Origin of the sequence: Thiocapsa sp. (assembly GCF_035467215.1) — a bacterium.
Taxonomy (GTDB): Bacteria; Pseudomonadota; Gammaproteobacteria; order Chromatiales; family Chromatiaceae; genus Thiocapsa.
This window is the reverse complement of sequence record NZ_DATITZ010000345.1, coordinates 1-22,279: the sequence shown is the minus strand read 5'-3', so window position 1 is coordinate 22,279 and position 22,279 is coordinate 1. Positions and strand designations below refer to the sequence as shown.

21 protein-coding genes and 1 tRNA gene are annotated in these 22,279 nt (G+C 66.0%); 8 read left to right on the top strand and 14 right to left on the bottom strand.

What is annotated here, in order from left to right:
* The 9 genes from mrdA to VLR48_RS18600 form a co-directional block, all read right to left on the bottom strand.
* On the bottom strand, nucleotides 1–1,200 hold a 1,200-nt coding region (mrdA, locus tag VLR48_RS18640; RefSeq protein ID WP_325293220.1), incomplete at its 3' end, for a penicillin-binding protein 2.
* A gap of 308 nt (nucleotides 1,201–1,508) precedes the next feature.
* Nucleotides 1,509–1,997, bottom strand: coding sequence for a rod shape-determining protein MreD (gene mreD, locus VLR48_RS18635; protein ID WP_325293219.1), 489 nt, complete (start codon nucleotides 1,995–1,997; stop codon nucleotides 1,509–1,511).
* Entirely contained in the window at nucleotides 1,994–2,842 is an 849-nt protein-coding gene (gene mreC / locus VLR48_RS18630) for a rod shape-determining protein MreC (RefSeq protein ID WP_414718627.1), read from the bottom strand. The genes mreD and mreC overlap by 4 nt, the downstream gene beginning before the upstream one ends.
* Before the next feature lie 58 nt (nucleotides 2,843–2,900).
* Nucleotides 2,901–3,947, bottom strand: a complete 1,047-nt coding sequence (locus tag VLR48_RS18625) for a rod shape-determining protein (protein WP_325293218.1) — start codon at nucleotides 3,945–3,947, stop codon at nucleotides 2,901–2,903.
* A gap of 357 nt (nucleotides 3,948–4,304) precedes the next feature.
* Nucleotides 4,305–4,577 (bottom strand): oxidative damage protection protein, encoded by a 273-nt coding sequence (locus VLR48_RS18620; protein WP_325293217.1) that lies wholly within the window; start codon nucleotides 4,575–4,577, stop codon nucleotides 4,305–4,307.
* Nucleotides 4,578–4,594: 17 nt separating this feature from the next.
* A complete protein-coding gene (gene mutY, locus VLR48_RS18615; protein WP_325293216.1) occupies nucleotides 4,595–5,680 on the bottom strand; it encodes an A/G-specific adenine glycosylase in 1,086 nt (361 codons plus the stop codon).
* 43 nt (nucleotides 5,681–5,723) lie between these two features.
* Nucleotides 5,724–6,050 (bottom strand): DUF2007 domain-containing protein, encoded by a 327-nt coding sequence (locus VLR48_RS18610; RefSeq protein ID WP_325293215.1) that lies wholly within the window; start codon nucleotides 6,048–6,050, stop codon nucleotides 5,724–5,726.
* Between the two features lie 56 nt (nucleotides 6,051–6,106).
* Nucleotides 6,107–6,180: transfer RNA gene (locus VLR48_RS18605), tRNA-Gly, on the bottom strand.
* Nucleotides 6,181–6,271: 91 nt separating this feature from the next.
* Entirely contained in the window at nucleotides 6,272–8,089 is a 1,818-nt protein-coding gene (locus VLR48_RS18600; protein ID WP_325293214.1) for a long-chain fatty acid--CoA ligase, read from the bottom strand.
* Between the two features lie 402 nt (nucleotides 8,090–8,491).
* Here VLR48_RS18600 and VLR48_RS18595 point away from each other — a divergent pair, with 402 nt between their 5' ends.
* Nucleotides 8,492–9,565 carry an efflux RND transporter periplasmic adaptor subunit gene (locus tag VLR48_RS18595; protein WP_325293213.1) on the top strand — a complete coding sequence of 358 codons (1,074 nt, stop codon included), beginning with the start codon at nucleotides 8,492–8,494 and terminating at the stop codon, nucleotides 9,563–9,565.
* Entirely contained in the window at nucleotides 9,558–12,803 is a 3,246-nt protein-coding gene (locus tag VLR48_RS18590; protein ID WP_325293212.1) for an efflux RND transporter permease subunit, read from the top strand. The genes VLR48_RS18595 and VLR48_RS18590 overlap by 8 nt, the downstream gene beginning before the upstream one ends.
* A gap of 68 nt (nucleotides 12,804–12,871) precedes the next feature.
* Here VLR48_RS18590 and VLR48_RS18585 read toward each other — a convergent pair whose 3' ends face one another.
* The 4 genes from VLR48_RS18585 to VLR48_RS18570 form a co-directional block, all read right to left on the bottom strand.
* Nucleotides 12,872–13,216, bottom strand: coding sequence for a glucosamine--fructose-6-phosphate aminotransferase (locus tag VLR48_RS18585; protein ID WP_325293211.1), 345 nt, complete (start codon nucleotides 13,214–13,216; stop codon nucleotides 12,872–12,874).
* A 30-nt stretch (nucleotides 13,217–13,246) separates the two neighbouring features.
* Nucleotides 13,247–13,633: a thioredoxin family protein gene (locus VLR48_RS18580; RefSeq protein WP_325293210.1), complete on the bottom strand. Its 387-nt coding sequence runs from the start codon at nucleotides 13,631–13,633 to the stop codon at nucleotides 13,247–13,249.
* Nucleotides 13,634–13,679: 46 nt separating this feature from the next.
* Nucleotides 13,680–14,255 carry a Uma2 family endonuclease gene (locus VLR48_RS18575; protein ID WP_325293209.1) on the bottom strand — a complete coding sequence of 192 codons (576 nt, stop codon included), beginning with the start codon at nucleotides 14,253–14,255 and terminating at the stop codon, nucleotides 13,680–13,682.
* A gap of 109 nt (nucleotides 14,256–14,364) precedes the next feature.
* Complete coding sequence (locus VLR48_RS18570) at nucleotides 14,365–14,940, bottom strand: Uma2 family endonuclease (RefSeq protein WP_325293208.1); 576 nt, start codon at nucleotides 14,938–14,940, stop codon at nucleotides 14,365–14,367.
* Between the two features lie 254 nt (nucleotides 14,941–15,194).
* Between VLR48_RS18570 and hemB the strand changes: the two genes are divergently transcribed.
* The 4 genes from hemB to VLR48_RS18550 all read left to right on the top strand — a co-directional run bounded on the left by hemB (nucleotide 15,195) and on the right by VLR48_RS18550 (nucleotide 19,070).
* Nucleotides 15,195–16,208 carry a porphobilinogen synthase gene (gene hemB, locus VLR48_RS18565; protein WP_325293207.1) on the top strand — a complete coding sequence of 338 codons (1,014 nt, stop codon included), beginning with the start codon at nucleotides 15,195–15,197 and terminating at the stop codon, nucleotides 16,206–16,208.
* Nucleotides 16,209–16,361: 153 nt separating this feature from the next.
* Nucleotides 16,362–17,189 (top strand): shikimate dehydrogenase, encoded by an 828-nt coding sequence (gene aroE / locus VLR48_RS18560; RefSeq protein ID WP_325293206.1) that lies wholly within the window; start codon nucleotides 16,362–16,364, stop codon nucleotides 17,187–17,189.
* Nucleotides 17,189–18,064: an NAD(P)-dependent oxidoreductase gene (locus tag VLR48_RS18555; protein WP_325293205.1), complete on the top strand. Its 876-nt coding sequence runs from the start codon at nucleotides 17,189–17,191 to the stop codon at nucleotides 18,062–18,064. The genes aroE and VLR48_RS18555 overlap by 1 nt, the downstream gene beginning before the upstream one ends.
* A gap of 298 nt (nucleotides 18,065–18,362) precedes the next feature.
* Nucleotides 18,363–19,070, top strand: coding sequence for a hypothetical protein (locus VLR48_RS18550; RefSeq protein WP_325293204.1), 708 nt, complete (start codon nucleotides 18,363–18,365; stop codon nucleotides 19,068–19,070).
* A 30-nt stretch (nucleotides 19,071–19,100) separates the two neighbouring features.
* On the opposite strand, the gene VLR48_RS18545 is transcribed toward VLR48_RS18550, so the two are convergent.
* Nucleotides 19,101–20,135 carry a WYL domain-containing protein gene (locus VLR48_RS18545; protein WP_325293203.1) on the bottom strand — a complete coding sequence of 345 codons (1,035 nt, stop codon included), beginning with the start codon at nucleotides 20,133–20,135 and terminating at the stop codon, nucleotides 19,101–19,103.
* Between the two features lie 86 nt (nucleotides 20,136–20,221).
* Between VLR48_RS18545 and VLR48_RS18540 the strand changes: the two genes are divergently transcribed.
* Nucleotides 20,222–20,647 carry a hypothetical protein gene (locus tag VLR48_RS18540; RefSeq protein WP_325293202.1) on the top strand — a complete coding sequence of 142 codons (426 nt, stop codon included), beginning with the start codon at nucleotides 20,222–20,224 and terminating at the stop codon, nucleotides 20,645–20,647.
* A gap of 2 nt (nucleotides 20,648–20,649) precedes the next feature.
* On the top strand, nucleotides 20,650–22,279 hold a 1,630-nt coding region (locus VLR48_RS18535), incomplete at its 3' end, for an AAA family ATPase (protein WP_325293201.1).

Here is a 22,279-nt window from a genome sequence, read left to right as displayed (position 1 = left end):
CGAGAGTCGGTCGATTCCCATTCGGTTGGCGAGATCGTAAAAATAAACGTCGCAGGATTGCACCAACGCCTGCTCGAGGTTCAAGGCCCCGTGCCCGCCGCGGCGCCAGCAGCGAAACCGATGGGAATGTCCGGGCAGACTGAATGCGCCCGAGCAATAGGTCGCGCGTCGCGAGGTCGTCACCCCCGAGGCAAGCCCGGCGAGGGCGACGAACTGCTTGATCGTCGAGCCCGGCGGATACTGTCCGCGCACCGCCCGGTTGTAGAGAGGCTTGTCGGGCGAGCTCAGCAGGGCCTGATAATTGGTCTGGCTGATCCCCTCCACGAACAGATTGGGGTCGAAGCTCGGGTTGCTCACGAGGGCCAAGACGCCGCCGTTGCGCGGATCGATGGCGACCACCGCCCCGCGCTCCTCGCCGAGCGCCTCCTTCGCCGCCTGCTGCAGGCCGATGTCCAGGTAGAGATGGAGATCCTTCCCCGACACCGGCGGTTGGCTCTCGAGTGTGCGGATCACCCGGCCGCGGGCATTGACCTCGACCTGCTGGTAGCCGACCTGGCCGTGCAGCAGCGCCTCGTGGGCCTTCTCGAGACCTCCCTTGCCGATGAACTGGCTTCCCGCATAGTTGCTCTGGTCGATCCGGGCGAGCTCCTGCTCGTTGATCCGACCGACATAGCCGAGCACATGGGCGGTGTGCTCGCCGAGCGGATAGGTGCGCACCAGCTCCGCACGGATGTCCACGCCGGGGTAGCGGTGCCCGTCGACGGCGAATCGCGCGACCTCGGTCGGGGTGAGATTCAGCCTGATCGGCACGCCCTGGAACCGCACGCGCTGTCGCTTTTGGCGCTCGAAACGCGCGCGATCCTGAGGCTCGATCCTGATCAATCGGGACAGCTCGTCGATCGTGGCATCCAGATCGCCGACCTTCTCGATGGTGATCTCCAACGAGAACGACGGGTGGTTGTCGGCGAGCAGAACGCCCTTGGCGTCGTAAATGAGTCCGCGTGCCGGCGGCAGGGGTTGCACCTTGACCCGATTGTCGCGCGACAGCACCGTGAAATGGTCGTGCTGGTCGACCTGTAGATGCATGAGGCGCACGACGACGAGCGACAACGCGGCAATCGCCAGCAGGCCGGCGAAGAGCGCCCGGATCGACACCAAGCGTCCCTCGCGTTTGCGGTCTTCCAGATTCGCTTCGAGCATTAAACCGCGCTCGTTGGTGAAGCCGTCGACGTCGGGTGGTGCTCCGTGACTTTGAGGGTTCGGCGAGCCTTGGAGTCGGCGCGGTTTAAGGGTAAGGAATTCAAGATTCTAGACCGCGTTAAACCGCGTCCGGAGTGACATGCTTCATTGTCATATTGTGTCGGGCTCAAGGATTTTTACGACCTTTGTGGAGACGCGGTTTAAGCTTTGATCTTTTTAATACATTAAACCGCGCCGGCTCCGACAGTTGAAGCAGCCGGCGCGGCCAACCCAATCCAACACACTACGCATATCGCACCGGGCGCGGTTTAGACCAAACCGGCGCGGCGACCGAGGTCGTTGAGGATCACGAAGAGCCAGGGCCAGAGCAGCAGTCCGAGCAGGGTCGGCACCCAGTAGATCAGTGACGGCATCGGCTGGCCGGTCGCCGCAAGGACCCAGAGGTTGAGCAGTCGCTCCACCAGCAGCAGCACCCACACGAAGAGCGCTTGCTGCCACAAGGGGAAGAGGCGGATGCGTTGATGCAGCTCGACCACGGCATAGGCGACGAGGGAGAGGCCCAGCGCATGCTGTCCGAACAAGGATCCCGAGGCGACATCCAAGGCCAAGCCCGCGGCGAAGGCTGAAAAGACGCCGAAGCGCTCGGGTACGGCCAGGCACCAGTAGAGCGTCACGAGGGCGACCCAGGGTGGCCTGAAGGCATCGATCCCCACCGGCATGGGCAGGATCGCAAGAAAAAGGGCGATCGCGAGACTGGCGAGGATCAACCAGCCGCCGCGAGGCGGGGCGTCGGTCATCGGGCAGCGCCTTCATCGGTCTCGGTGTTCGGCTCGGCGCTCGGCCCGGCCTCGGTGAGCGCCTGCTGGCGCATCTGCGGATCGAGGGTCCAGACCAAGAGGACCTCGCGGCTGCGATCGAGTCGCGCGGTCGGCTCCGCCAGCACGGTGGTGAAGGGATTATCCGGGTCCTGGCGCACCGTCGTGACCCGTGCGACCGGATAGCCGGGCGGAAAGCGCTCGCCCATCCCGGACGTCACCAGCAGATCGCCCTCGCGGATATCGGCGTTCTTGGGGATGTAAAGCAGCTCGAGCCCCTGTCCGATGCCGGACCCGGCGGCGATGCTGCGCAGCCCGTTGCGATTGACCTCCACCGGGAGTGAGTGATCCGAGTCGGTGATCAGCAGCACGACGGACGAAAAGGGGTTGGTTCGGATCACCTGGCCCATCACGGCATTGGCATCCAACACCGGCTGCCCCACGAAGACGCCCGAGCTCGTCCCCTTGTTCACCATCACCTGTTGACGCGAGGGCGTGAGATCCACGGCGAGGATCTCCGCGATCAGGACCCGCTCGCCGATGTTGAATGAGGAGCCGAGCAGGTCGCGCAGTCGCATGTTCTCGGCCTCGAGCGACTCGAACTGCTGCAAGCGGGCCTTCAGCAACAGGTTCTCGCGATTCAGAGCGGCATTCAGGGTCCGCAGTCGTGACGCGTCCGTGATCTGCTCCTGCGTGGAGCGAATGAGTGCGGAGGGCACGTTCACGGCCAAGTGCAGCGGATAGGCCAAGACCGACAGCAACGAGCGCACGCGCTCGAGGTGGTCGAACCGGTGGTCGGCGATGATCAGGCCCAGTGCGCACACCACCGCCAGGATCACCCTGAGGGTGGGCGACGGGCCGCGAATGAACAGCGGTTTGATGGGATCACTCGGTCGTAAAGAGATCGATCCCCCGCGCGTCGATCATCTCCAGCGCCTTGCCGCCCCCGCGCGCCACACAGGTCAAGGGGTCTTCGGCGACGACCACCGGCAGACCCGTTTCCTCTTCGATCAGGCGGTCGAAATCACGCAGCAGCGATCCGCCGCCGGTCAGCACGATGCCGCGCTCGGCCACGTCCGAGCCCAGCTCCGGCGGGGTCTGCTCCAAGGCCATCTTCACCGAGCCGACGATCGCCGCCAGTGGCTCCTGCAGGGCTTCGAGGATCTCGTTGCTGTTGAGTGTGAAGCTGCGCGGGATACCCTCGGCGAGATTGCGCCCGCGCACCTCGATCTCCAGCACCTCGTTGCCCGGAAAGGCCGAGCCGATGCCGTGCTTGATCCGCTCTGCCGTGGCCTCGCCGATGAGGGTGCCGTAGTTGCGCCGGACGTAATTGATAATGGCGTCGTCGAAGGTGTCGCCGCCGACCCGGATCGACGCCGAGTAGACGATGCCGTTGAGCGAGATGATGGCCACCTCGGAGGTGCCCCCGCCGATGTCGATCACCATGCAGCCGCGTGGCTCGTGGACCGCGAGTCCGGCGCCGATCGCAGCGGACATGGGCTCCTCGATGAGAAAGACCTCGCGCGCGCCGGCACCGGCCGCCGACTCCTTGATGGCGCGACGCTCGACCTGGGTCGAGCCGCAGGGCACGCAGATGAGCACGCGCGGGCTGGGGCGGATGAGACGCGACTGATGCACCTTATGAATAAAGTACTGGAGCATCTTCTCGGTGATGGTGAAATCCGCGATCACGCCGTCCTTGAGCGGGCGAATCGCCGTAATGCTCTGCGGCGTTCGACCGAGCATCAGCTTGGCCTCCTCGCCGACGGCGACCACCGTCTTGCCCCCGCCTTTGCGCTCGTGACGGATCGCGACCACCGACGGCTCGTTGAGGACGATCCCCTGGTCACGCGCGAAGATGAGCGTGTTGGCCGTACCCAAATCGATCGAGAGATCGTTCGAGAAGATTCCACGAAGACTTCTAAAGAACATCAGGTGCTTACCTTGCGGGAGATAGAGGAGATCGCCGGCTCTCCCGCGGGCATCCTGGTTCAGGATCCTCCGGGAAATCCATCGGAAAACGGCGAGCTAATCTAACAACGCAAGGGAGGATCGGCAAGGCGGGTGTTCAGGCCGTGCGCCCCGGCGACACGCTGCGCGTTTAGCGGCGATGACAAGACCGAGACGCTCGGACTGACGTCCGGCCCCGTCCGGGTTGCCGGCGCACGCGGCTGGTGCAGCACGGCAGAGGGCGCGAGACCGTTCGTTGTCGTTGTCGTAATCGACCATCGATACGACAACGACAACGAAAATAATTTCGGACGGTCTCGGAAGCTCTGCACCGCGCCGCTAGCTTTTCGGCGGGACGTAACCCTCGGGCATCTCCGCGCCTTCGCCGAAGAAATATTTATCCATCTGCTCTTCGAGAAACTTGCGCGATTTGGGGTCCATCGGGCTCAAGCGATTCTCGTTGATCAGCATGGTCTGGTGGCGAAGCCAATCCTGCCAGGCCTGCTTGGATACGTTGGCGAGGATGCGTTTGCCGAGCTCGCCCGGATAGGGCGCCCGGTCCAGGCCCTCGGCCTCGCGGCCGAGCTTGACGCAGTGAACCATGTGGGTCATGAGACGTCTCCGTGTGGTTACGCACGAACGGGCGGTTGTGCTCGGCCGGCTTGAAAGTGGTCCAGGATGCCTTTCACAGGCGCGGGTGTCCCGAGAGCGGCGAGATCGGCCCGGTTCAGCCAGCGACGACCCGCGTCGTCGGCAACGCGAGCGGGTAGGGTGTCGAGCTGCACGAGCGCGATACGGATATCCAGACTGAAGTGAGAGAAGGTGTGACGGCGTGCCCCGATCATTTCAACCCGCGCGGGCGGAACGCCGAGGTGCGCAAGACACCAATCACCCGGATCGGCGCCCGGCGCGATCTCGGGCAGACTCCAGAGTCCGCCCCAAATCCCGCTCTTGGGCCGACGCTCCAGCAGGATCTCGCCGGCCGGATCGACGAGCAGGAGCATGAGGGTCTCGCGCTCCGGCGTGCTGCGGCGCGGACGGGGTGTCGGGAGCTCGCTCTGACGGCCCGCGCGACGCGCCACGCACCGCTCGGACAGCGGGCAGCGCTCGCAGGCCGGGGCACGGCGGGTGCACAACGTGGCGCCCAGATCCATCATGCCCTGGTTGTAGGCGCCGACCCGGCGCGCCGGCGTGAGTCGTTCAGCCAGCGTCCAGAGCCGCTCGAGGACCGCGTCTTGTCCGGGCCAACCCTCGACGCCGAAGGCACGCGCAAGCACCCGCTTAACGTTTCCGTCGAGAATCGGATGGGGTTGATCCAAGGCAAGCGAGAGAACCGCACCGGCCGTGGAGCGGCCGATGCCGGGGAGCGCCAGCAAGTGCTCGATCGTCGCGGGGAACAAACCGCCGTGCAGATCCCGGATCAGGCAGGCGGCGCGGTGGAGATTGCGGGCACGGGCGTAGTAGCCGAGCCCGGACCAGAGCGCCATCAGACGATCTTCCGGCGCCTCGGCAAGGTCCGCCACCGTCGGGAACTGCGCGACGAAACGCTCGAAATAGGGGATCACGACCGCGACCTGCGTCTGCTGGAGCATGATCTCCGAGACCCAGACCCGGTATGGCGTCGGGTCACATTGCCAGGGCAGATCCTTGCGCCCGTGCCGATCGAACCAGCCGAGCACGGCCTCGCCGAACCACTCCGAGGTGTCCGTCCTCATGGTCTCGCCTCATCCTCGGTGAGACGACACGGGCTTGCCGCGATCACAATCCGGTCTCTGCGCGCGGCTGTCCGCAATTCCAGCAGAGGTCGAAATCGCCGTCCACCGATTCCCCGCACGCGTTGCAGTGCCAAGTCACGGTGTTGCTCGGGCGTTGCGCATCGGCCTGAAAGCGCTCGAGTAGCTCACGCCCGCGTTCGAGGTCGTCGTCTTCCACGACCCAGAGCGTCGGACCGATGTCGGCGGGAAGACCGCCCGCGGCACCCGAGAGAAAATCGCCCAGGATCACGGCCTCGACGAGATGCCGATCCAGAAAGTCCAATAGGAATTGGGCCTCGATGCGATCTCGGGCCTGGTAGAGGCGTTGCATGTAGCCTACCGAAACGCCGTCGACGTCGCGGCAGCGGGGTGCGGAGCGGGGGAAGTTGGAGCGGGTGATGGGAATCGAACCCACGCTATCAGCTTGGGAAGCTGAAGTTCTACCATTGAACTACACCCGCTTTCAGTCGTTAGTTTAGGCGCTGCTCGCCGCGCAATCAAGATCGAGAACCGATCCGCCCCGGGTCCATTCCGGGGCAGCCCCCGGCCCGATCAGGTATCCATCCCGTACATCCCCTCGATCTCGTCGCGATAGCGCGTGAACACCGTGGCCCGCTTCACCTTCATGGTCGGCGTCAGCAGACCGTTGTCGATGGACCATGGCTCGAGTGTCAGGGTCGCACGTCGGATCTTGGCATACCCCGGAAAATCATGCAGAGCCGAGCGGATCCGCTTGAGGATCAGCTTGTTGAGGTGAGGATCCCGCAGGCTTTCCGGGCGCTCCGGATCCAGACCATGCTCCTGCGCGAGTCCCGGCCAGAGTTCCGCGTTCAACACCAGCAAGGCGGTTAGATAGGAGTGCCCCTCGCCGAGTACAACCACCTGCTCGAACAAAGGGTCCATCGCGATCGCCATCTCGAGGTCGGCGGGCGGGACTTTCTCGCCATTGGACAAGACCAGAATGTCCTTGAGACGTCCGGTGATGTAGATGTGCCCGTGCTCCAGACGCACCTGATCGCCGGTGTGCAGCCAACCGTCATGTGTCAGCACCCGTGCGGTGGCCGCGTGATTGTTCCAATAGCCGAGCATGACGTTCTCGCCCTTCACGAGCAGCTCGTCCTCCGCCCCGATGCGCAATTGGAGCCCGCGCAGCGGCACACCGACACTCTCCGGGATATTGTCTTTGAGCGGATTGAAGCTGATGACCGGGCTGGTCTCGGTCAAGCCGTAACCCTGCAACAGGGGCAGGCCGAGACCGATGAAGGTGTGCGCGACCGGGGCGGGCAGGGGCGCACCGCCACTCACGGCGACACGCAGCGCTCCGCCGAGCTTGGCGAGGACTCGAGACGCGACCTTGCGGCGCAGCAACGGCCAAAGCAGCATCAGCGGATGCCAGCCGCTGCGCCCTTGCTCGCGCAGAAAGGACCGCCAGCCAGCGGCGACGGCAAGCCGAAACAGCCAGCGCGCGGGCGCCGGGCGCGCCTCCAATTGGTCCTGGATGCGCTGGTGGACCCGCTCGAAGACCCGCGGGACGGCGATGATGGCGGTGGGGCGAATGCTCTGCATGTCCTCGGCGAGCTGCGCGACCGAGCGCGCAAAGGCGACCGTCGCCCCGGCCATCATCGGAAGGTAATAGCCGCCCGTGCGTTCTAGCATATGGGACAGCGGCAAAAAGGAGAGAAACCGATCCTCCTGGTAGCAATCGATGACGGTCAATGCGCCGTGGGCGTTGCCCAGGATATTGCGGTGGCTGAGCATGACGCCCTTGGGACGCCCGGTGGTACCCGAGGTGTAGACGATGGTCGCCAAGGCATCCGGATCGCCGTCACGTTGCACAAGCTCGGGCGCCGTCTCCGGCAGCCAATCCTCGGCGATCACCACCCGCGGATCCGCAGCCGCGATCTCGCGTGCCGCGGGGCTCGACTCCAGGATGACGACGCGCGCCGGAAAGGGCGCATCGCCGAGAACCTCGGCCAACCGCTTCCAGCGTCCGGCGTCGTGGATCAGCAGCAGCTTGACCGCCGCATCCTGCAGGATATAGGCCGCGTTCTCCGCCCGGTCGTCCGTGTAGAGGGGCACGGTGACCAGTCCGAGCGACAGCGCCGCTTGATCGAAGACCACCCAATCGGGGCAGTTGCGCAGCAAGATGGCGACCCGGTCCCCGCTTTCGAGCGCCTCCCCTGCGAGCGCCCGGTTCCAGCGCGCCACCCGCTCGCTCGTTTCGGCCCAGGTCAGCTCGGCCCAGCCCCTGTCGCGCTCGAAATGGCGATAGGCGACCCGCGTCGGCGAGCGCCTGACGCGTTGAACAAAGAGCCCGTCCAGGGTCTTGGCGCGGTCGATCGGGATCAGGTCCTCGGACCATCGGCTCACGGGCTATCCTCCTGGTCTCGCCCCCCTCGCGGCGCGGCGGCGTCTCGATTCTCCGGCACGGGCCCGCGGCTGGGCATCGCTGCGCATGCGTGGACATGCAAGCAGGGCCGGGTTCTATTGTTTGCTCTATTGTCACTTTGCAGCGCTTTGCGCACCAGCATCGGCTCGAGGTCGAGGTGCGGCGTGGCGCCGAACGGCGGAACACATCGGGCGAAACCCGAAAATCCTCCGGCGACCGCCAAGCCTCTGCTAACCTCTTGGCCAGTCGTGACAGCGCATGCCTGCCCCGACCCCGGTGACGCGCCGCATGGGCATACGACCCGGCAAGCCCATCAATAGCCTTGTTTTGCAAATAAATTCTGTTAATATAAGCAAAATCTAATATTTTAGAGGACCGCCACGATGCCCCTCATCCCCTTGATCATACCGGCACTCGCGGGCCTGACGGCGCTTGCTGCGCTGAATCTTCAAGCCGCCGAGACGCTCGCGCTCAACACAGCACCGGCCGCGTATCAAACCCTGCCGCGCGAATATCGACTGGACGGGATCGTCGAGGCCGTCAATCGAACTACCGTCTCGGCACAGACCACGGGACAGGTCCAAGAGATCCTGTTCGATGTGGAAGATTTCGTCGAGAAGGACGCGATCGTTGCGCGGTTGAAGGATACCGAGCACCGCGCCCGGGTGGCCCAAGCCGCGGCCGATTTGAGGTCCGCCTCCGCGCGCTTGGAGCAGACGCAGGAGGAGTACACACGCGTCATCGGTCTGTTCGAGAAGAAGAACGTCTCCGAGTCCGCCATGGACCAGGCGAAGGCGGATCTCGCCGCGGCGCAAGCCGAGCTGGAATCCGCCACCGCGCGGCTCGAGCAGGCGCAGGAGCAGTTGGAATACACCCAGATCCGCGCCCCCTACTCGGGGATCGTCACCCATCGCCATATCGAGGTCGGCGAGACGGCGAGCCCCGGTCAGCAGGTCATGAGCGGGATCTCGCTCGATCAGCTGCGTGTGATCGTCGACGTTCCCCAGAGCGTCATCCCCTCGGTACGCGAGGGCGGGACCGCTCGCATCTATCTGAGCCCCGAGGAGATCATCCAGTCGGATCGCGTCACCATCTTCCCGTTCGCGGACATGGGCTCCAATACCTTCACCGTTCGTCTCGACCTGCCGGAAGGTACGAAAGGTCTCTTTCCCGGCATGTTCGTGAAGACCGCCTTCGAGATCGGGGCCAAGCAGGAGCTGACGATCCCGTCCGAGGCGGTCGTGCAGCGCTCCGAGGTGACCGCCGTCTATGTGGTGGACGACGAGGGGCGAGTCGGCTTTCGCCAGATTCGGCTCGGGCGGGCCGTCGAGGGCGGCGTCGTCGTGCTTGCCGGGCTGGGCGAAGGCGAGCGGGTCGCGCTCGATCCGATCGCCGCGGGCGTCGCCCTGAAGTCGCAGGCGAGCGCCGGCGCCGAGGCGGGACAAGATCATGGCTGAGCAGCTCGGCATCTCGGGCAGCATCGCCCGGCGCTTTCAGAACACCGAGATCACCCCGCTGCTGGCCATCGTCGGCCTGCTGCTCGGGTTGTTCGCGATCCTCGTCACGCCGCGCGAGGAAGAGCCGCAAATCAACGTCACCTTCGCGGACATCTTCATCCCCTTTCCGGGCGCCTCGGCAAGCGAGGTCGAGCACCTGGTCGCCGGACCGGCCGAGCAGGTCTTCTCCGAGATCAAGGGGGTCGAGCACGTCTTCTCCGTGTCGCGCCCCGGCATGGCCGTCGTCACCGTCCAATACAAGGTCGGCGAAGACAACACGGACGCCGTGGTGAGGCTCTTCAGCAAAGTCCTGGCCAACCAAGATTGGCTGCCGCCGAACCTGGGTGTCGGCACCCCCATCGTCAAACCGAAAGGGATCGACGATGTCCCCATTATCACCGCGACACTCTGGTCCCAAGACCCGGACGTAGGCGCCTACGAGCTGGGGCAGGTCGCCCACGCGCTTGAGCAAGAGATCAAGCGTGTCCCCGGCACGCGTGACGTCTATACCCTCGGCGCGCCGTCGCAGATCGTGCGCGTGCTGCTGGACCCGCAGGCGCTGGCCGGCTACCAGATCGACCTGAGCGACCTGCGCCGTTCCCTGCAGGCGGGCAACGTCATCCGGGACAACCTCACGGTGACCGCAGACAACGAGGAGATCCTCGTGCAGGCCGGCACCTTCCTGACCTGCCCGGAAGAACTCCATCAGCTGGTCGTCGGCCTGCATGGCGGACGACCCGTCTACCTCAGCGACGTGGCGACCCTCGAGCGGGGCCCCGAGCAACCGGAGGCCTACGCGCGGATGGGCACCGGCGCGGGCGCGGTCCACACCGATCTCGACCTGTCCGGCAGCACACCGGCCGTCACCATCGCGGTGGCCAAACAGGAAGGCATCAACGCCGTCGCGGTGGCCGAGCAGGTCATCGAGCGTTTCGCACAGCTCGAGGGCACCTTCATCCCGGACAACGTCCAGGTCACGGTCACCCGCAACTACGGCGCCACGGCCGACTACAAGGCGCAGAAGCTTATCACCAAGCTGATCTTCGCGACCGCCTCGGTCGTACTGCTGGTCTGGCTCGCGATCGGCTGGCGCGAGGCCATCATCGTCGGCGCGGCCGTCGTCGTGACCCTTGCCCTGACGCTCTTTGCATCTTGGGCCTGGGGCTTTACGCTCAATCGGGTCTCGCTGTTCGCCCTCATCTTCTCCATCGGCATCCTGGTCGACGACGCGATCGTGGTCGTGGAAAACATCCACCGACACATGGCGATGAGCAAGGCCAAGCTGCTCGATCTCATGCCCAAGGCGGTCGACGAGGTCGGCGGACCGACCATCCTCGCGACCTTCACCGTCATCGCCGCGCTGCTCCCGATGGCCTTCGTCAGCGGACTGATGGGGCCCTACATGAGCCCGATCCCCATCAACGCCTCGATGGGGATGCTGATCTCGCTGGTCGTCGCCTTCGTCTTCACGCCCTGGATGGCGAACGCCATGCTCGGCAAAAGCCACGCCGCGGGCGCCGGACATGCGCAACACAGCGACGATCCGGACGCAGCCCATGCGGGCGGGCGTCTGGATATCCTGTTCAAGACCGTTATCGGGCCCTTCCTGGTCGGGCGCAAAGGGATCCTCAACCGCTGGCTGCTGCTGGCCGGGATCCTGATCCTGATCGCAGGCTCAATCGCGCTCGTCACCAGCCGGGTCGTGATCCTCAAGATGTTGCCCTTCGACAACAAGAGCGAGTTTCAGGTCGTGCTCGACATGCCCGAAGGGACCAGCCTGGAGCAAACGGCGCGGGTGCTGGGCGAGATGGGCGATTTCCTGGCCGACGTCGAGGAGGTCACCGACTTCCAGATCTATGCCGGCACGGCCGCGCCCATCAACTTCAACGGTCTGGTGCGCCAGTACTATCTGCGCGAGGGCGCACACCTGGGCGACATCCAGGTCAACCTCGTCGACAGCCACCACCGCGATCTGCAGAGTCACGCGATCGCCGCCGGCATGCGTGCCCCGCTCCAGGAGATCGCCCTGCGGCACGGCGGCAACGCCAAGATCGTCGAGATCCCGCCCGGCCCGCCGGTGCTCTCGCCGCTGGTCGCGGAGATCTACGGGCTGAACTACGACGGACAGATCCGCGTCGCCCGCGAGGTCCGCGAGATCTTCGCCTCCACGACGGACATCGTCGATGTCGACGACTCGGTCGAATACCCGTCGCGCAAGCTGGTCGTGGTCGTGGATCGCACCAAGGCATCGCGTCTCGGCGTGCCGCAGAGTACCGTCGCTCAGGCACTGTCCACGCTGCTCGACGGCGAGGACATGAGCTATCAGCACTGCGCCAACGTCAAGTACGCCGTGCCGATCCGCGTCGAGTTGAGCGAGGCGGACAAGGCCGATCTGGATCAGGTGCTGGCCTTGCGGGTCCTCTCGATGTCCGGTGCACTGGTGCCGCTCTCCGAGATCGTCGAGATCCAGGAGACCGAACGTGCGCACAGTATCTATCACAAGGATCTGATGCCCGTGGTCTATGTCACCGCCGACATGGCCGGCGAGACCGATAGCCCGCTCTACGGGATGTTCGAGATCTCGGATCGGCTCGCGCAGGAGCAGGGCCTGGAGCAGTGGTTCATCCAGCAACCCGCCAACCCGTATGAGTTCAGCCTCAAGTGGGACGGCGAGTGGCAGGTGACCTACGAGACTTTCCGCGACATGGGCATCGCCTACGGCGTCGGACTGCTCCTCATCTATCTGTTGGTGGTCGCCCAGTTCCGCAGCTATCTGGTTCCGCTGGTGATCATGGCGCCGATCCCGCTGACGATCATCGGCATCATGCCCGGCCATGCGCTCTTGGGTGCGCAGTTCACCGCGACCTCCATGATCGGCATGATCGCGCTCGCAGGCATCATCGTGCGCAACTCGATCCTGTTGGTCGACTTCATCAACCAGCAGGTGCGCGAGGGTAAAGGGTTCGAGGAGGCCGTCATCAACTCGGCCGTGGTGCGCGCCAAGCCGATCGCACTGACCGCCGCCGCGGCCATGGCCGGGGCGCTCTTCATCCTGGATGACCCCATCTTCTCGGGGCTCGCGGTGTCGCTGCTGTTCGGTCTTTTCGTCTCGACCGTCTTGACCCTGGTCGTCATCCCGGTGGTCTATTACGGCGTGATGCGCAAGCGTGTGGAGTGGATCCGTACCGCAACGGGCTGATCCTATCGGAGACCTGGTCGGGATCCGGGGCGTTCTGCCCCGGATCCCGATCTATTCGACACCTCTGTTCAATCCCCCCGAAGCAGGATTACGGCCGCACCGTCCACCCGCGCGATCCGCAGGCTCAACTCGACATAGCCATTCGTGCCGAAGGGCTCGTCCCCGCAGCTGCATCCGCCGACGATCTCGGTATAGAACACACCGACGGCGACCTCGATCCGTTCGGCATCGGCGCGACTCGACAAGAGGGTCAGCCCGAGGCTCGCTGGATCGATCAGGCCGCCCTGCTCGCCCTCAATCGGCAGAATCCCGTCCGGAAGGGCCAGAAGCTCGCGCCTCAAGACCTCGGCAAAGGCGGGTGTTCCGAAGGCGCCGACCGAGGCGACGAGATTGAAGGCCGGGCGAGAACTCACGTCGAGGGACCGACGCTCGACCGACACGGCTCAAGACACCGCCAGGCCTGCTAGATCATCCGGCAGATGAATCCGCAGCCAATCGAGGATCTCATGGCGAGACCGCGCACCGCTGAAGCGCGCCAGCTCCTCGCGCCGATGAAAGAGGATCACGGTCGGGAAGCCGCGCAGCTTGTACTGCCCTGCGAGCTTCATGTTCTCGCCCTCGTCGACCTCGATCTTGGCGAGACGAACTCGCCCGTCGAGATCCGCGACGACCCGCCCCAGGTGCGGCGCCAAGGCATGACAGGGCGCGCACCAGTCGGCCCAGAAGTCCACCAGGACAGGTCGGGCCTCGGACGCGTCGAGAACCTCATGTTGAAAGCCGTCGAGATCGACATCAACGAGATGCGCAGACGGGTCGCCCGAGTTTGTCATGGAGAGCTTATCCTTCTCGTTTTCATTCTGCCGAACGCCCGCGCCGCTACTCGGTCGGCGCCCAGAGATCGTCCAAGGCGATCGCCACCGCATCGAACGGAGCGACCGACACCTGGGCGCCACCCGCAAACCGCCCGATCTCGCGCCACTCGCCGCCATCCAGTACATAGGCTTCGAGCGTATGCGCTCGGGGATCGATCAACCAGGCGTAGGCGACCCCGAAGTGCGCGTAGATCGGCATCTTCACCTCGCGATCCTTGCTCTCGGTGGATGGCGAGAGGATCTCGCAGACCCAGTCCGGCACCACGGTGAAGCGATGATCCCGCGGAATCCGCGGCAGTCGACTGCGACGCCAACCGGCCAGATCGGGCACATCGACCTCGGTGTCGTGGATGAAATGCAATTCCGGCTCCGCGGCGATCCACCAGCCGCCCGGCCCTCCCCGACCCTTCTGGAACGGGCTCACAAGCTCGTCGGCCAACGACGTCGCCGTGACCACGTGTGCACCGCTTGGACGTGGCTGGGTGTAGAGCTGGCCATTGAGAATTTCGCCCGTCAAGCCTTCGGGCAAGGCTTCAAGCTGCTCGTAGAGACTCGAACGGGCCTTCTGGAAAGCGTGCATGGCTTGGCTTCGCCTGTCGGATCGAGCGGCAAATCATACCCCGCAGAGTCCTCACGTCGGTAGCGATGCAAACCCGATCGCTGATGTGCTGGCGCCACTAGACATGCCGCTAATCGGTCGGCGCCCACAGATCGCTCAGGGCGATCGTCATCGCATTGAAAGGTGCGACCGACACCTCTGCGCCGCCCGCGAACCGCCCGATCTCGCGCCAATCGCCGCGCTCCAGTGCGTAGGCCTCATGGGTACGCGCCCGGGGATCGATCAACCAGGCGTAGGCGACCCCGAAGTGCGCGTAGATCGGCATCTTCACCTCGCGATTCTTGCTCTCGGTGGATGGCGAGAGGATCTCGCAGACCCAGTCCGGTACCACGGTGAAGCGATGATCCTGCGGAATCCGCGGCAGTCGGCTGCGACGCCAACCGGCCAGGTCGGGGACATCGACCTCGGTGTCGTGGATGAAGTGCAACTCCGGCTCGTCGATGATCCACCAGCCTCCGGGGCCGCCGCGCCCTCTTTGAAACGGGCCGAACAGCTCGTAACCCAAGGCCGACGCTGTTACGACGTGCGCACCGCTCGGCCGTGGCTGAGTGTAGAGCTGGCCATTGAGAATTTCGCCCGTCAACCCTTCGGGTAAGGCTTCAAGCTGCTCGTAGAGACTGGGGCGGGTCTTCTCGTGCGCGAACATGAGTCGGGCTCCCGTGTCGTCTTGATCTGTGAAGCATACTCGCCAGCCTGAACGTACGCGGCGATGGCGCGGGCCATCTCGGCACCGAGCGTGACGATGCATGCAAACGATGACTCCGATGCACCCGTGAAAAGCGCTCCGCCCGCATCGAAGCGGGCCGCCACACTGGAGCCATCCGAGCGCCTGAGCTATTGTAACGGCCCTGAGCGCCGGGGTGGTCCCGGCCGCGCCGGAGCCGACCCCGAGGCCATCCCATGCCCGATCGTGACACCCATCGTGCCGATTTCCCCATCACTCGCATGCGCCGGATGCGTCGCGATGCCTTCTCGCGTCGCATGATGCGCGAGACGACCCTGACCCCGGACGACCTCATCTATCCGGTCTTCGTCCTGGAAGGCTCCGGGCAGCGAGAATCGGTCGCCTCCATGCCGGGGGTCGAGCGTCTGAGCATCGATCTCCTGGTGGAGGACGCGATCGAGGTCCAGCGCCTCGGCATCCCGGCCATGGCGCTCTTCCCGGTTACCCCGCCGGAGGTCAAGTCGCTCGACGCGCGCGAGGCGTTCAATGCCGACGGTCTCGCCCAGCGTGCGGTTCGTGCGCTGAAGGCCGCGGTGCCGGATCTCGGGATTATCACGGACGTCGCACTCGATCCCTTCACCACGCACGGTCAGGACGGTCTGATCGACGAGACCGGCTACGTCATGAACGACGAGACGGTCGAGGTGCTGGTGCGCCAGGCGGTCTCGCACGCCGAAGCCGGTGCCGACATTGTTGCACCTTCGGACATGATGGACGGGCGGATCGGCGCGATCCGCACCGCGCTGGAGGCAGAGGGCCACATCCACACCCGCATCCTCGCCTATTCCGCCAAGTATGCATCCGCCTACTACGGTCCCTTCCGCGACGCCGTTGGATCGGCGGGCAACCTGGGCTCGGGCAACAAATACAACTACCAGATGGACCCTGCCAACTCGGACGAGGCCCTGCACGAGGTCGCCCTGGACCTGGCCGAGGGTGCCGACATGGTCATGATCAAGCCCGGCATACCGTATCTGGATATCGTGCGACGCATCAAGGACCAGTTCGGCGCGCCCACCTTCGTCTACCACGTCAGCGGCGAATACGCGATGCTCAAGGCCGCCAGCATGAACGGCTGGCTCGACGAGCGCGCAGTGGTCCTGGAAGCCATGGTCTCGATGAAACGCGCCGGTGCCGACGGCATCCTCACCTATTACGCAAAGGACGTGGCCCGCTGGCTTGGCCATTAGGACGCCGCCGGCTATGTACGGGCGATGTAGGGGCGACTTCAGTCGCCCCGATTGCGCTAACTTCTCCGGAAATCGCCCCATCAAAAGAGGCAGGAGGCAGTAAGCTCGCAGCCGACAGCTCCAGCCCGACTCACTCCAGAGGTCGCTACGCCCATGCCGGACCACTACGCCGTCATCGGCAACCCCATCGCCCACAGCAAGTCGCCGCTGATCCACGCCGCATTCGCACGTGCAACCGGCCAGGATCTCGACTACGGGCGCATCCTCGGCGATCCGGATAATTTCACCGGCGAGGTCCGGCGTTTCCTCGCGAGCGGCGGGCGCGGACTCAACGTCACGGTGCCCTTCAAAGAGGCCGCCTGGGCGCTCGCGGACGAGCGCTCGCAGCGGGCCGAGATCGCGGGTGCAGTCAACACGCTGATACGGCTAGACGACGGCAGACTCCGCGGCGACAACACCGACGGGGTCGGTCTCGTCCGCGATCTTGCCGAGAATCACGGTTTTCGCTTCCGGGGCATGCAAGTCCTGCTTCTCGGCGCCGGCGGTGCGGCGCGCGGCGTCCTGGTGCCGCTGCTCGAAAGCGGCCTTGCCCGCTTGGTCATCGCCAACCGAACCCCCGGCAAGGCACATCAGCTTGCGGATCTCGGCGGCCCGTTCGGACCTGTGCAGGCGCGTGCCTTCGACCAGTTGGAGGGCGAGCCGTTCGACCTCATCATCAACGCGACGTCGGCCGGTTTGAGCGACGCCGTCCCGGCCATCCCCGAGGACTGTCTCGCTCCGGGCGGCTGGACCTACGACATGCTCTACGCCGACACGCCGACCGCCTTCCGTCGATGGGGGCAAAGACACGGCGCCGCCCGATCGCTCGACGGATTGGGGATGCTGGTCGAGCAGGCGGCCGAGTCCTTTTGGTTGTGGCGCGGCGTCCGTCCCGACACCGCGGCCGTCATCGCAATGCTGAGAAACCCGGAGTACGGATGATGAAGACCGCCGTGTTGGGCCTGGGTCTGATGGGCTCGGAGATCGCCCTGAGGCTGAAGCGACAAGGGCGGGAGGTTATCTGCTGGAACCGAGGCGAAGCCAATCGCGATGGCGCGGCGCGCCGTGGGCTTGACCTGGCGCTGACACCCGCCGAGGCCGTCGCCGCCTCCGAGCTGGTCATCCTCGTCCTGAGCGACGCGGCCGCAATCACGGACACCCTTTTCGATCCAGCCGATCCGGTCGAGTTGCGCGGGCGCGTCCTCATCCAAATGGGCACCATCGCGCCCGAGGAGAGCCGAGCGATCGCCGAACGGGTCGCATCGCTCGGCGGCGACTACCTCGAGGCACCTGTACTGGGCAGCCTGCCCGAGGCGCGCGAGGGCACCCTGATCCTCATGGCCGGAGGCGACCGAGATCTCTTCGAGCGCTGCCGGCCCCTCCTGCGCGACCTGAGCCGCGACCCCCAGTGGATCGGCCCGGTCGGGCAGGGCGCCGCGCTCAAGCTCGCCATGAACCAACTGATCGCGGGGCTCACCGCCAGCTTCGCGACAAGCCTCGCCTTGGTGCGCCGCGAGGGCATCGATATCGAGCAGTTCATGACCCTGCTGCGCGGCAGCGCGCTCCATGCCAAGACCTTCGACAAGAAGCTCGACAAGTATCTGAGCCACGACTACGCCGGCGCGAGCTTCCCGCTCAAGCACCTGCTAAAGGACGTGCGCCTGTTCGCACGCGTCGGCGAGGCCTGGCAGGTGGACACCCGTATGATCTCGGCGATCGAGGCCGTCTGCGCCGACGCGGCGGCTGCGGGTCTCGCCGATCAGGACTACTCCGCGCTCTACGAGGTCGTGAGCACGTCAAAAATCTCGAAGGGGTGACAGGCGGCAGAGCCCCACGAACCCTCGGAGCAAAAAGCGCGGAGGATCGAGACCCGCACAAGGCTCGCAGCCACCCGCCGCGCTTCGAGGTGTCGGATCAAATGCTGCGCAAACCCGATTTCGGACGACACCGGTACGTGGTGTTGCCGATCCCGACTTTCCGAACAACTCGCTCCGACGTTTGGTTGTGCCTCGCAAGGCTCGGCACAACCTATGGGCCGCGGACCGCGCGGGATGCTGTAAGTACAGCGAATCGCGTCCGACACGGCGATCGCGATCCTCTCGACCACATACCACCTTGCAAGGCGTCAAGATCTCCATGGAGCTCCCCTTCACCCACAAACCCGGTCGGCGCGAGCGTCATCTGAGGCGCCGACACGAGAACCCGCTCTTCGCCTGGCCAGCGCAAGAGGTCCCGCCCGAGGATCTGCTGGCCGCCCAACAGGCGGATCACGAGGAGATGGAAGCCTTCCGCACGGACTTTCGCGCACTCGTCCAAAAGGCCGTCGAGCTGCCGCCGGACGCCGGCAGCGAGGTCGTTCTGGGTCTCAAGGAAGCACTGGAGCGGCACTACGAGCAGTCCTTCGGCCTGCCGGAGACCCACACCGAAGAACGCGCGGCCATCCGCAAGCTCATCGCCCTCATCATGCAGGCCGTCAAGCGAGCAGCGGGTGTCGATCCGCTTGCAAGACAGGAGCTTGCCGACGAGGAAGAGGCCCGCGAAATCCACTTTCGTCTGCTCGAGCAACCGCTGGTGGCCGATCTGCTCCACCCCGAGTCGCCGATCGGACCGGACCAGCTCGCGCCGACCGTCCTCTCGGCGACGCTCGACGAGGTCGCTGCGGTGCTGCAGATCCTCGACCCCGAGCAATGCGCCGCGCTCGCGGATCAGGCCATCCGGCTGCTCGAAGACCGCGCAGCGCGGGGCGTCGATGTGGCGTCGGCCCGCGAGCGTCTGGCCTTGATCCTTGCCGGTCTCGGGGTCGACGACGTCCCGCGCCATTGAGGCCGGAACAAGGCTCCGACGGCCGACGCCTCAAACCGCCTCGCTCTCTCCCGACAGATCGCCATAGATCGCAGCCATCTTCCCCGCCTGCACCGCCACCACATGGCGCAAGTCGGGCGGGGAGACCACCTCCAGATTGTCCCCCGCCCCGAGCAGCCAGCGCAGCAACTGCCCCGTGGAGGGCACCCGCGCCGACACCCGCAGATCGAACTCTGAACCCTCCGGCTCGTCCTCGAAGCACTGGCCGGGTGCGAGCGGACAGGCGGTCAACACCGTGGCCAGATACCCGCGCACCCGCAGCTCCAGATCGATCAGCTCGCCCTGACCGAAATCCGCCTGACCGCGCGCGATGGCCCGGTCCAGGTCGAACCCCGCGGCGGCCCGCGCGGGCGTGTCGGTCAGGACATCCGCCCGCACCATCCGATGCAGGGCATAGAGACGCACGGGTGCCTCCTCGTCGTTCTTCAGCGCAAAGAGATAGGGGATCGGGCCGCGCTGAAGGAGCGCCTGCGGGTGGATGCGCGCCGGCGCGCAGAGGTCTTCGGCGTTGCGATAGGTGATGTCCAGCGCACGGCCTTGCGCCAAGGCATCGATGGCCGCGCTCAACACCTTGGGGTGGAGCTCCACGGGTTGCAGACGCAGCGTATCCGGAACGATCCGCAGCCGGGTGCGATCCAGCACCGGACCTTCGACCTCGGTGAGCACGCGCTGCCAGAACCGATCGAGCTGGCGCAGGGGCACATACTCGGCGATCAGGTCGCGGACCTGCTGCAGCGCGTATTGCAGGACCGGCGGGTCGCCGTTCAAGTCATCCGTCAGGCGCCGATACCGCAGCGGCTTGCCGCCGGGATTGACCGCCTCGATCCGACCCTCCTTCACCAGCTCGTCCAGATCGCGCTGCAGTGCGCGCCGACGCGCCTTGTCGTTCCGTGCGCCGTAGGCATCGCCGAGGATCCCGAGCAGACGCGCGCCGTCCGGACAGGACTCGACGGAGGACACCTCCCGCGGCAGCAGAAACTCCAAGCGATCGAGACGGTCGATGCGGGTTGCGTGGATTGCGCTCATGTGCCGAGTGTACGACAGGCTGTGACGCATGCCCATGGTCAAATGGATCTTGTCGCCGAATCCGCCCCACCGACGAGGTCTCCAGCATGTCCCGACACGACCGTTCACTCTCCTCGCGCGAGCTGCTCGCCCGCATCGGTCTGAGCGACGAGCATCCGCAGGATCTGCTCGACAACGAGCCGCTGGAGGATCTCAGCGGCGACGTCGGCGCGGCGCTCGCCGCCCGCTGCAGATCCTTCCAGGAGCGCCATGCCTTCGCGGTCGGCGATCTGGTGACCTGGAAGCCGGGGCTGAAGAACCGTCGCATCCCGCGCTACGGTCAGCCCGCCGTGGTCATGGAGGTGCTGGATCCGCCCGTCGTCGACGGCGAGCGCGAGTCCGGGAGCACCTATTTCAACGAGCCGCTCGACCTGGTCCTCGGCCTCTTCATCGACAGCGGTCCGGCGCGCGGCGAGCTGCTGACCTGGCACTTCGACGGTCGCCGTCTGCAACCCTGGACGCGGGAGGCCTGAGCATGCCCCGACCCCGCACACTCTGGCGCAAGGACTTCGCCGCCGTGCCGGCCTCGGCGCGGCGGGCGGCGTGCTATGCCCTGCGACTGGTTCGCGCGTATCCCAAGCTCGAGGACCGATCCTCGCTCGGCGCGCTCTGGACCCTATGTCTGCCGCTGTTCGAGCCCGAGCAGGTGGCGGCCTTCCTGGCCAACGCCGTCGGTCGCGACCCGGACGACGCCTGGGCGGACGCCGACGACGACGCCCTGCAACCGGCGGACGATGCCGTCCTGCGCGGGCGTCTGCGTCGCCTGCTCCAACGCATCCCGCGTAGCCTCCTGACCCGTCTGGCGGCAGCCGACACGGCGGAGCCGACGCCGTCCGTGCTTGCGATCCTCGGCGAGAGTCTCGGACTGGATCGGACCGATCTGCAGATCCTCGCCTATCTCGTCGAGTGCGACGCTCACGAGCCGCTGCGGTTCGTCCTGCGTCGCTACGAGCAGGCCACCGCGCGCATCAATCGGCCGCGCCTGAGCGCGGCCCTCGCGATCCCCGAGCGCACCCTGCGGGAGGCCCTGACCCGCCAAGCCCCGCTGCGTCGACTCGGTCTGCTCGACTACACCGGCGACCCCTGCGACCTGGAAGACTTTGTCCGCCCGACCAGCCTGCTGCGCGAGCTCCTCGATGCCGAGCCGACGGATGCCGAGGCACTCCTCGCCATCCTGATCGAGCCGGCACCCGCAGCCGCTTGGCCGCCGAGCGCCTTTCCGCATGTCGCCGAGGCCGTCGCGCATCTGCAAGCGGTCCTCGGCCGTGCCGCGTCGAGCGGCGCCGTCGGCGTCAACGCCCTGCTGCACGGCGCGCCCGGCACCGGCAAGACCGAGCTCGCCCGCACCCTGGCCGACGCCTGCGGGCTGCGCGCCTATCAGGTGCGCAGCGCCGACGAGGACGGCGACGGGCTCTCGCGCAAGGGTCGGCTCTCGGCCTATTTGCTCGCCCAACGCCTGCTCGAACGGCGTCGCGATGCCCTGCTGATCTTCGACGAGGTCGAGGACGTCTTCGACACCGGCGACGACCTCTTCGCCCTGCTGCGCGGTCGGGCCGGTTCGGGACACCGGAAGGGCTGGATGAACCGCACCCTGGAGGACAACCCGGTCCCCGCGATCTGGATCACCAACAGCACCGAGGGGATGGATCCGGCCTTCCTGCGCCGCTTCCTGCTGCCGCTCGCCTGCACCACCCCGCCGCGCTCGGTGCGCCGACGCATCGCCGAGTCCCACCTCGGCGACTGCGGCCTGCCGCCGGCCCTGCTCGACGCGCTGGCGGAGGATGCCGCCTTGGCCCCGGCGCAGTTGGGCGCCGCGCGACGCCTCATCGAGCTGCGCCCGGAGACCGCCCCCGAGCCGACCGTGCGCCACGGACTCGCCGCGATGCGCAGCCTCCTGCACGGCGCCCCGACCCCGCCGCGGCGCCGCCCCGGCATCGCCTTCGACGTCGCCTTCCTCAACCTCGCCGGCGGCATCGCCCCGAGCGCCATCGTGCAGGCACTCTATCGCACCGGCCACGCCAGCCTATGCTTCTACGGTCCGCCCGGCACCGGCAAGACCGCCTTCGCCGAGATCCTCGCCGAGGCGCTGGATCGCGAGCTGATCG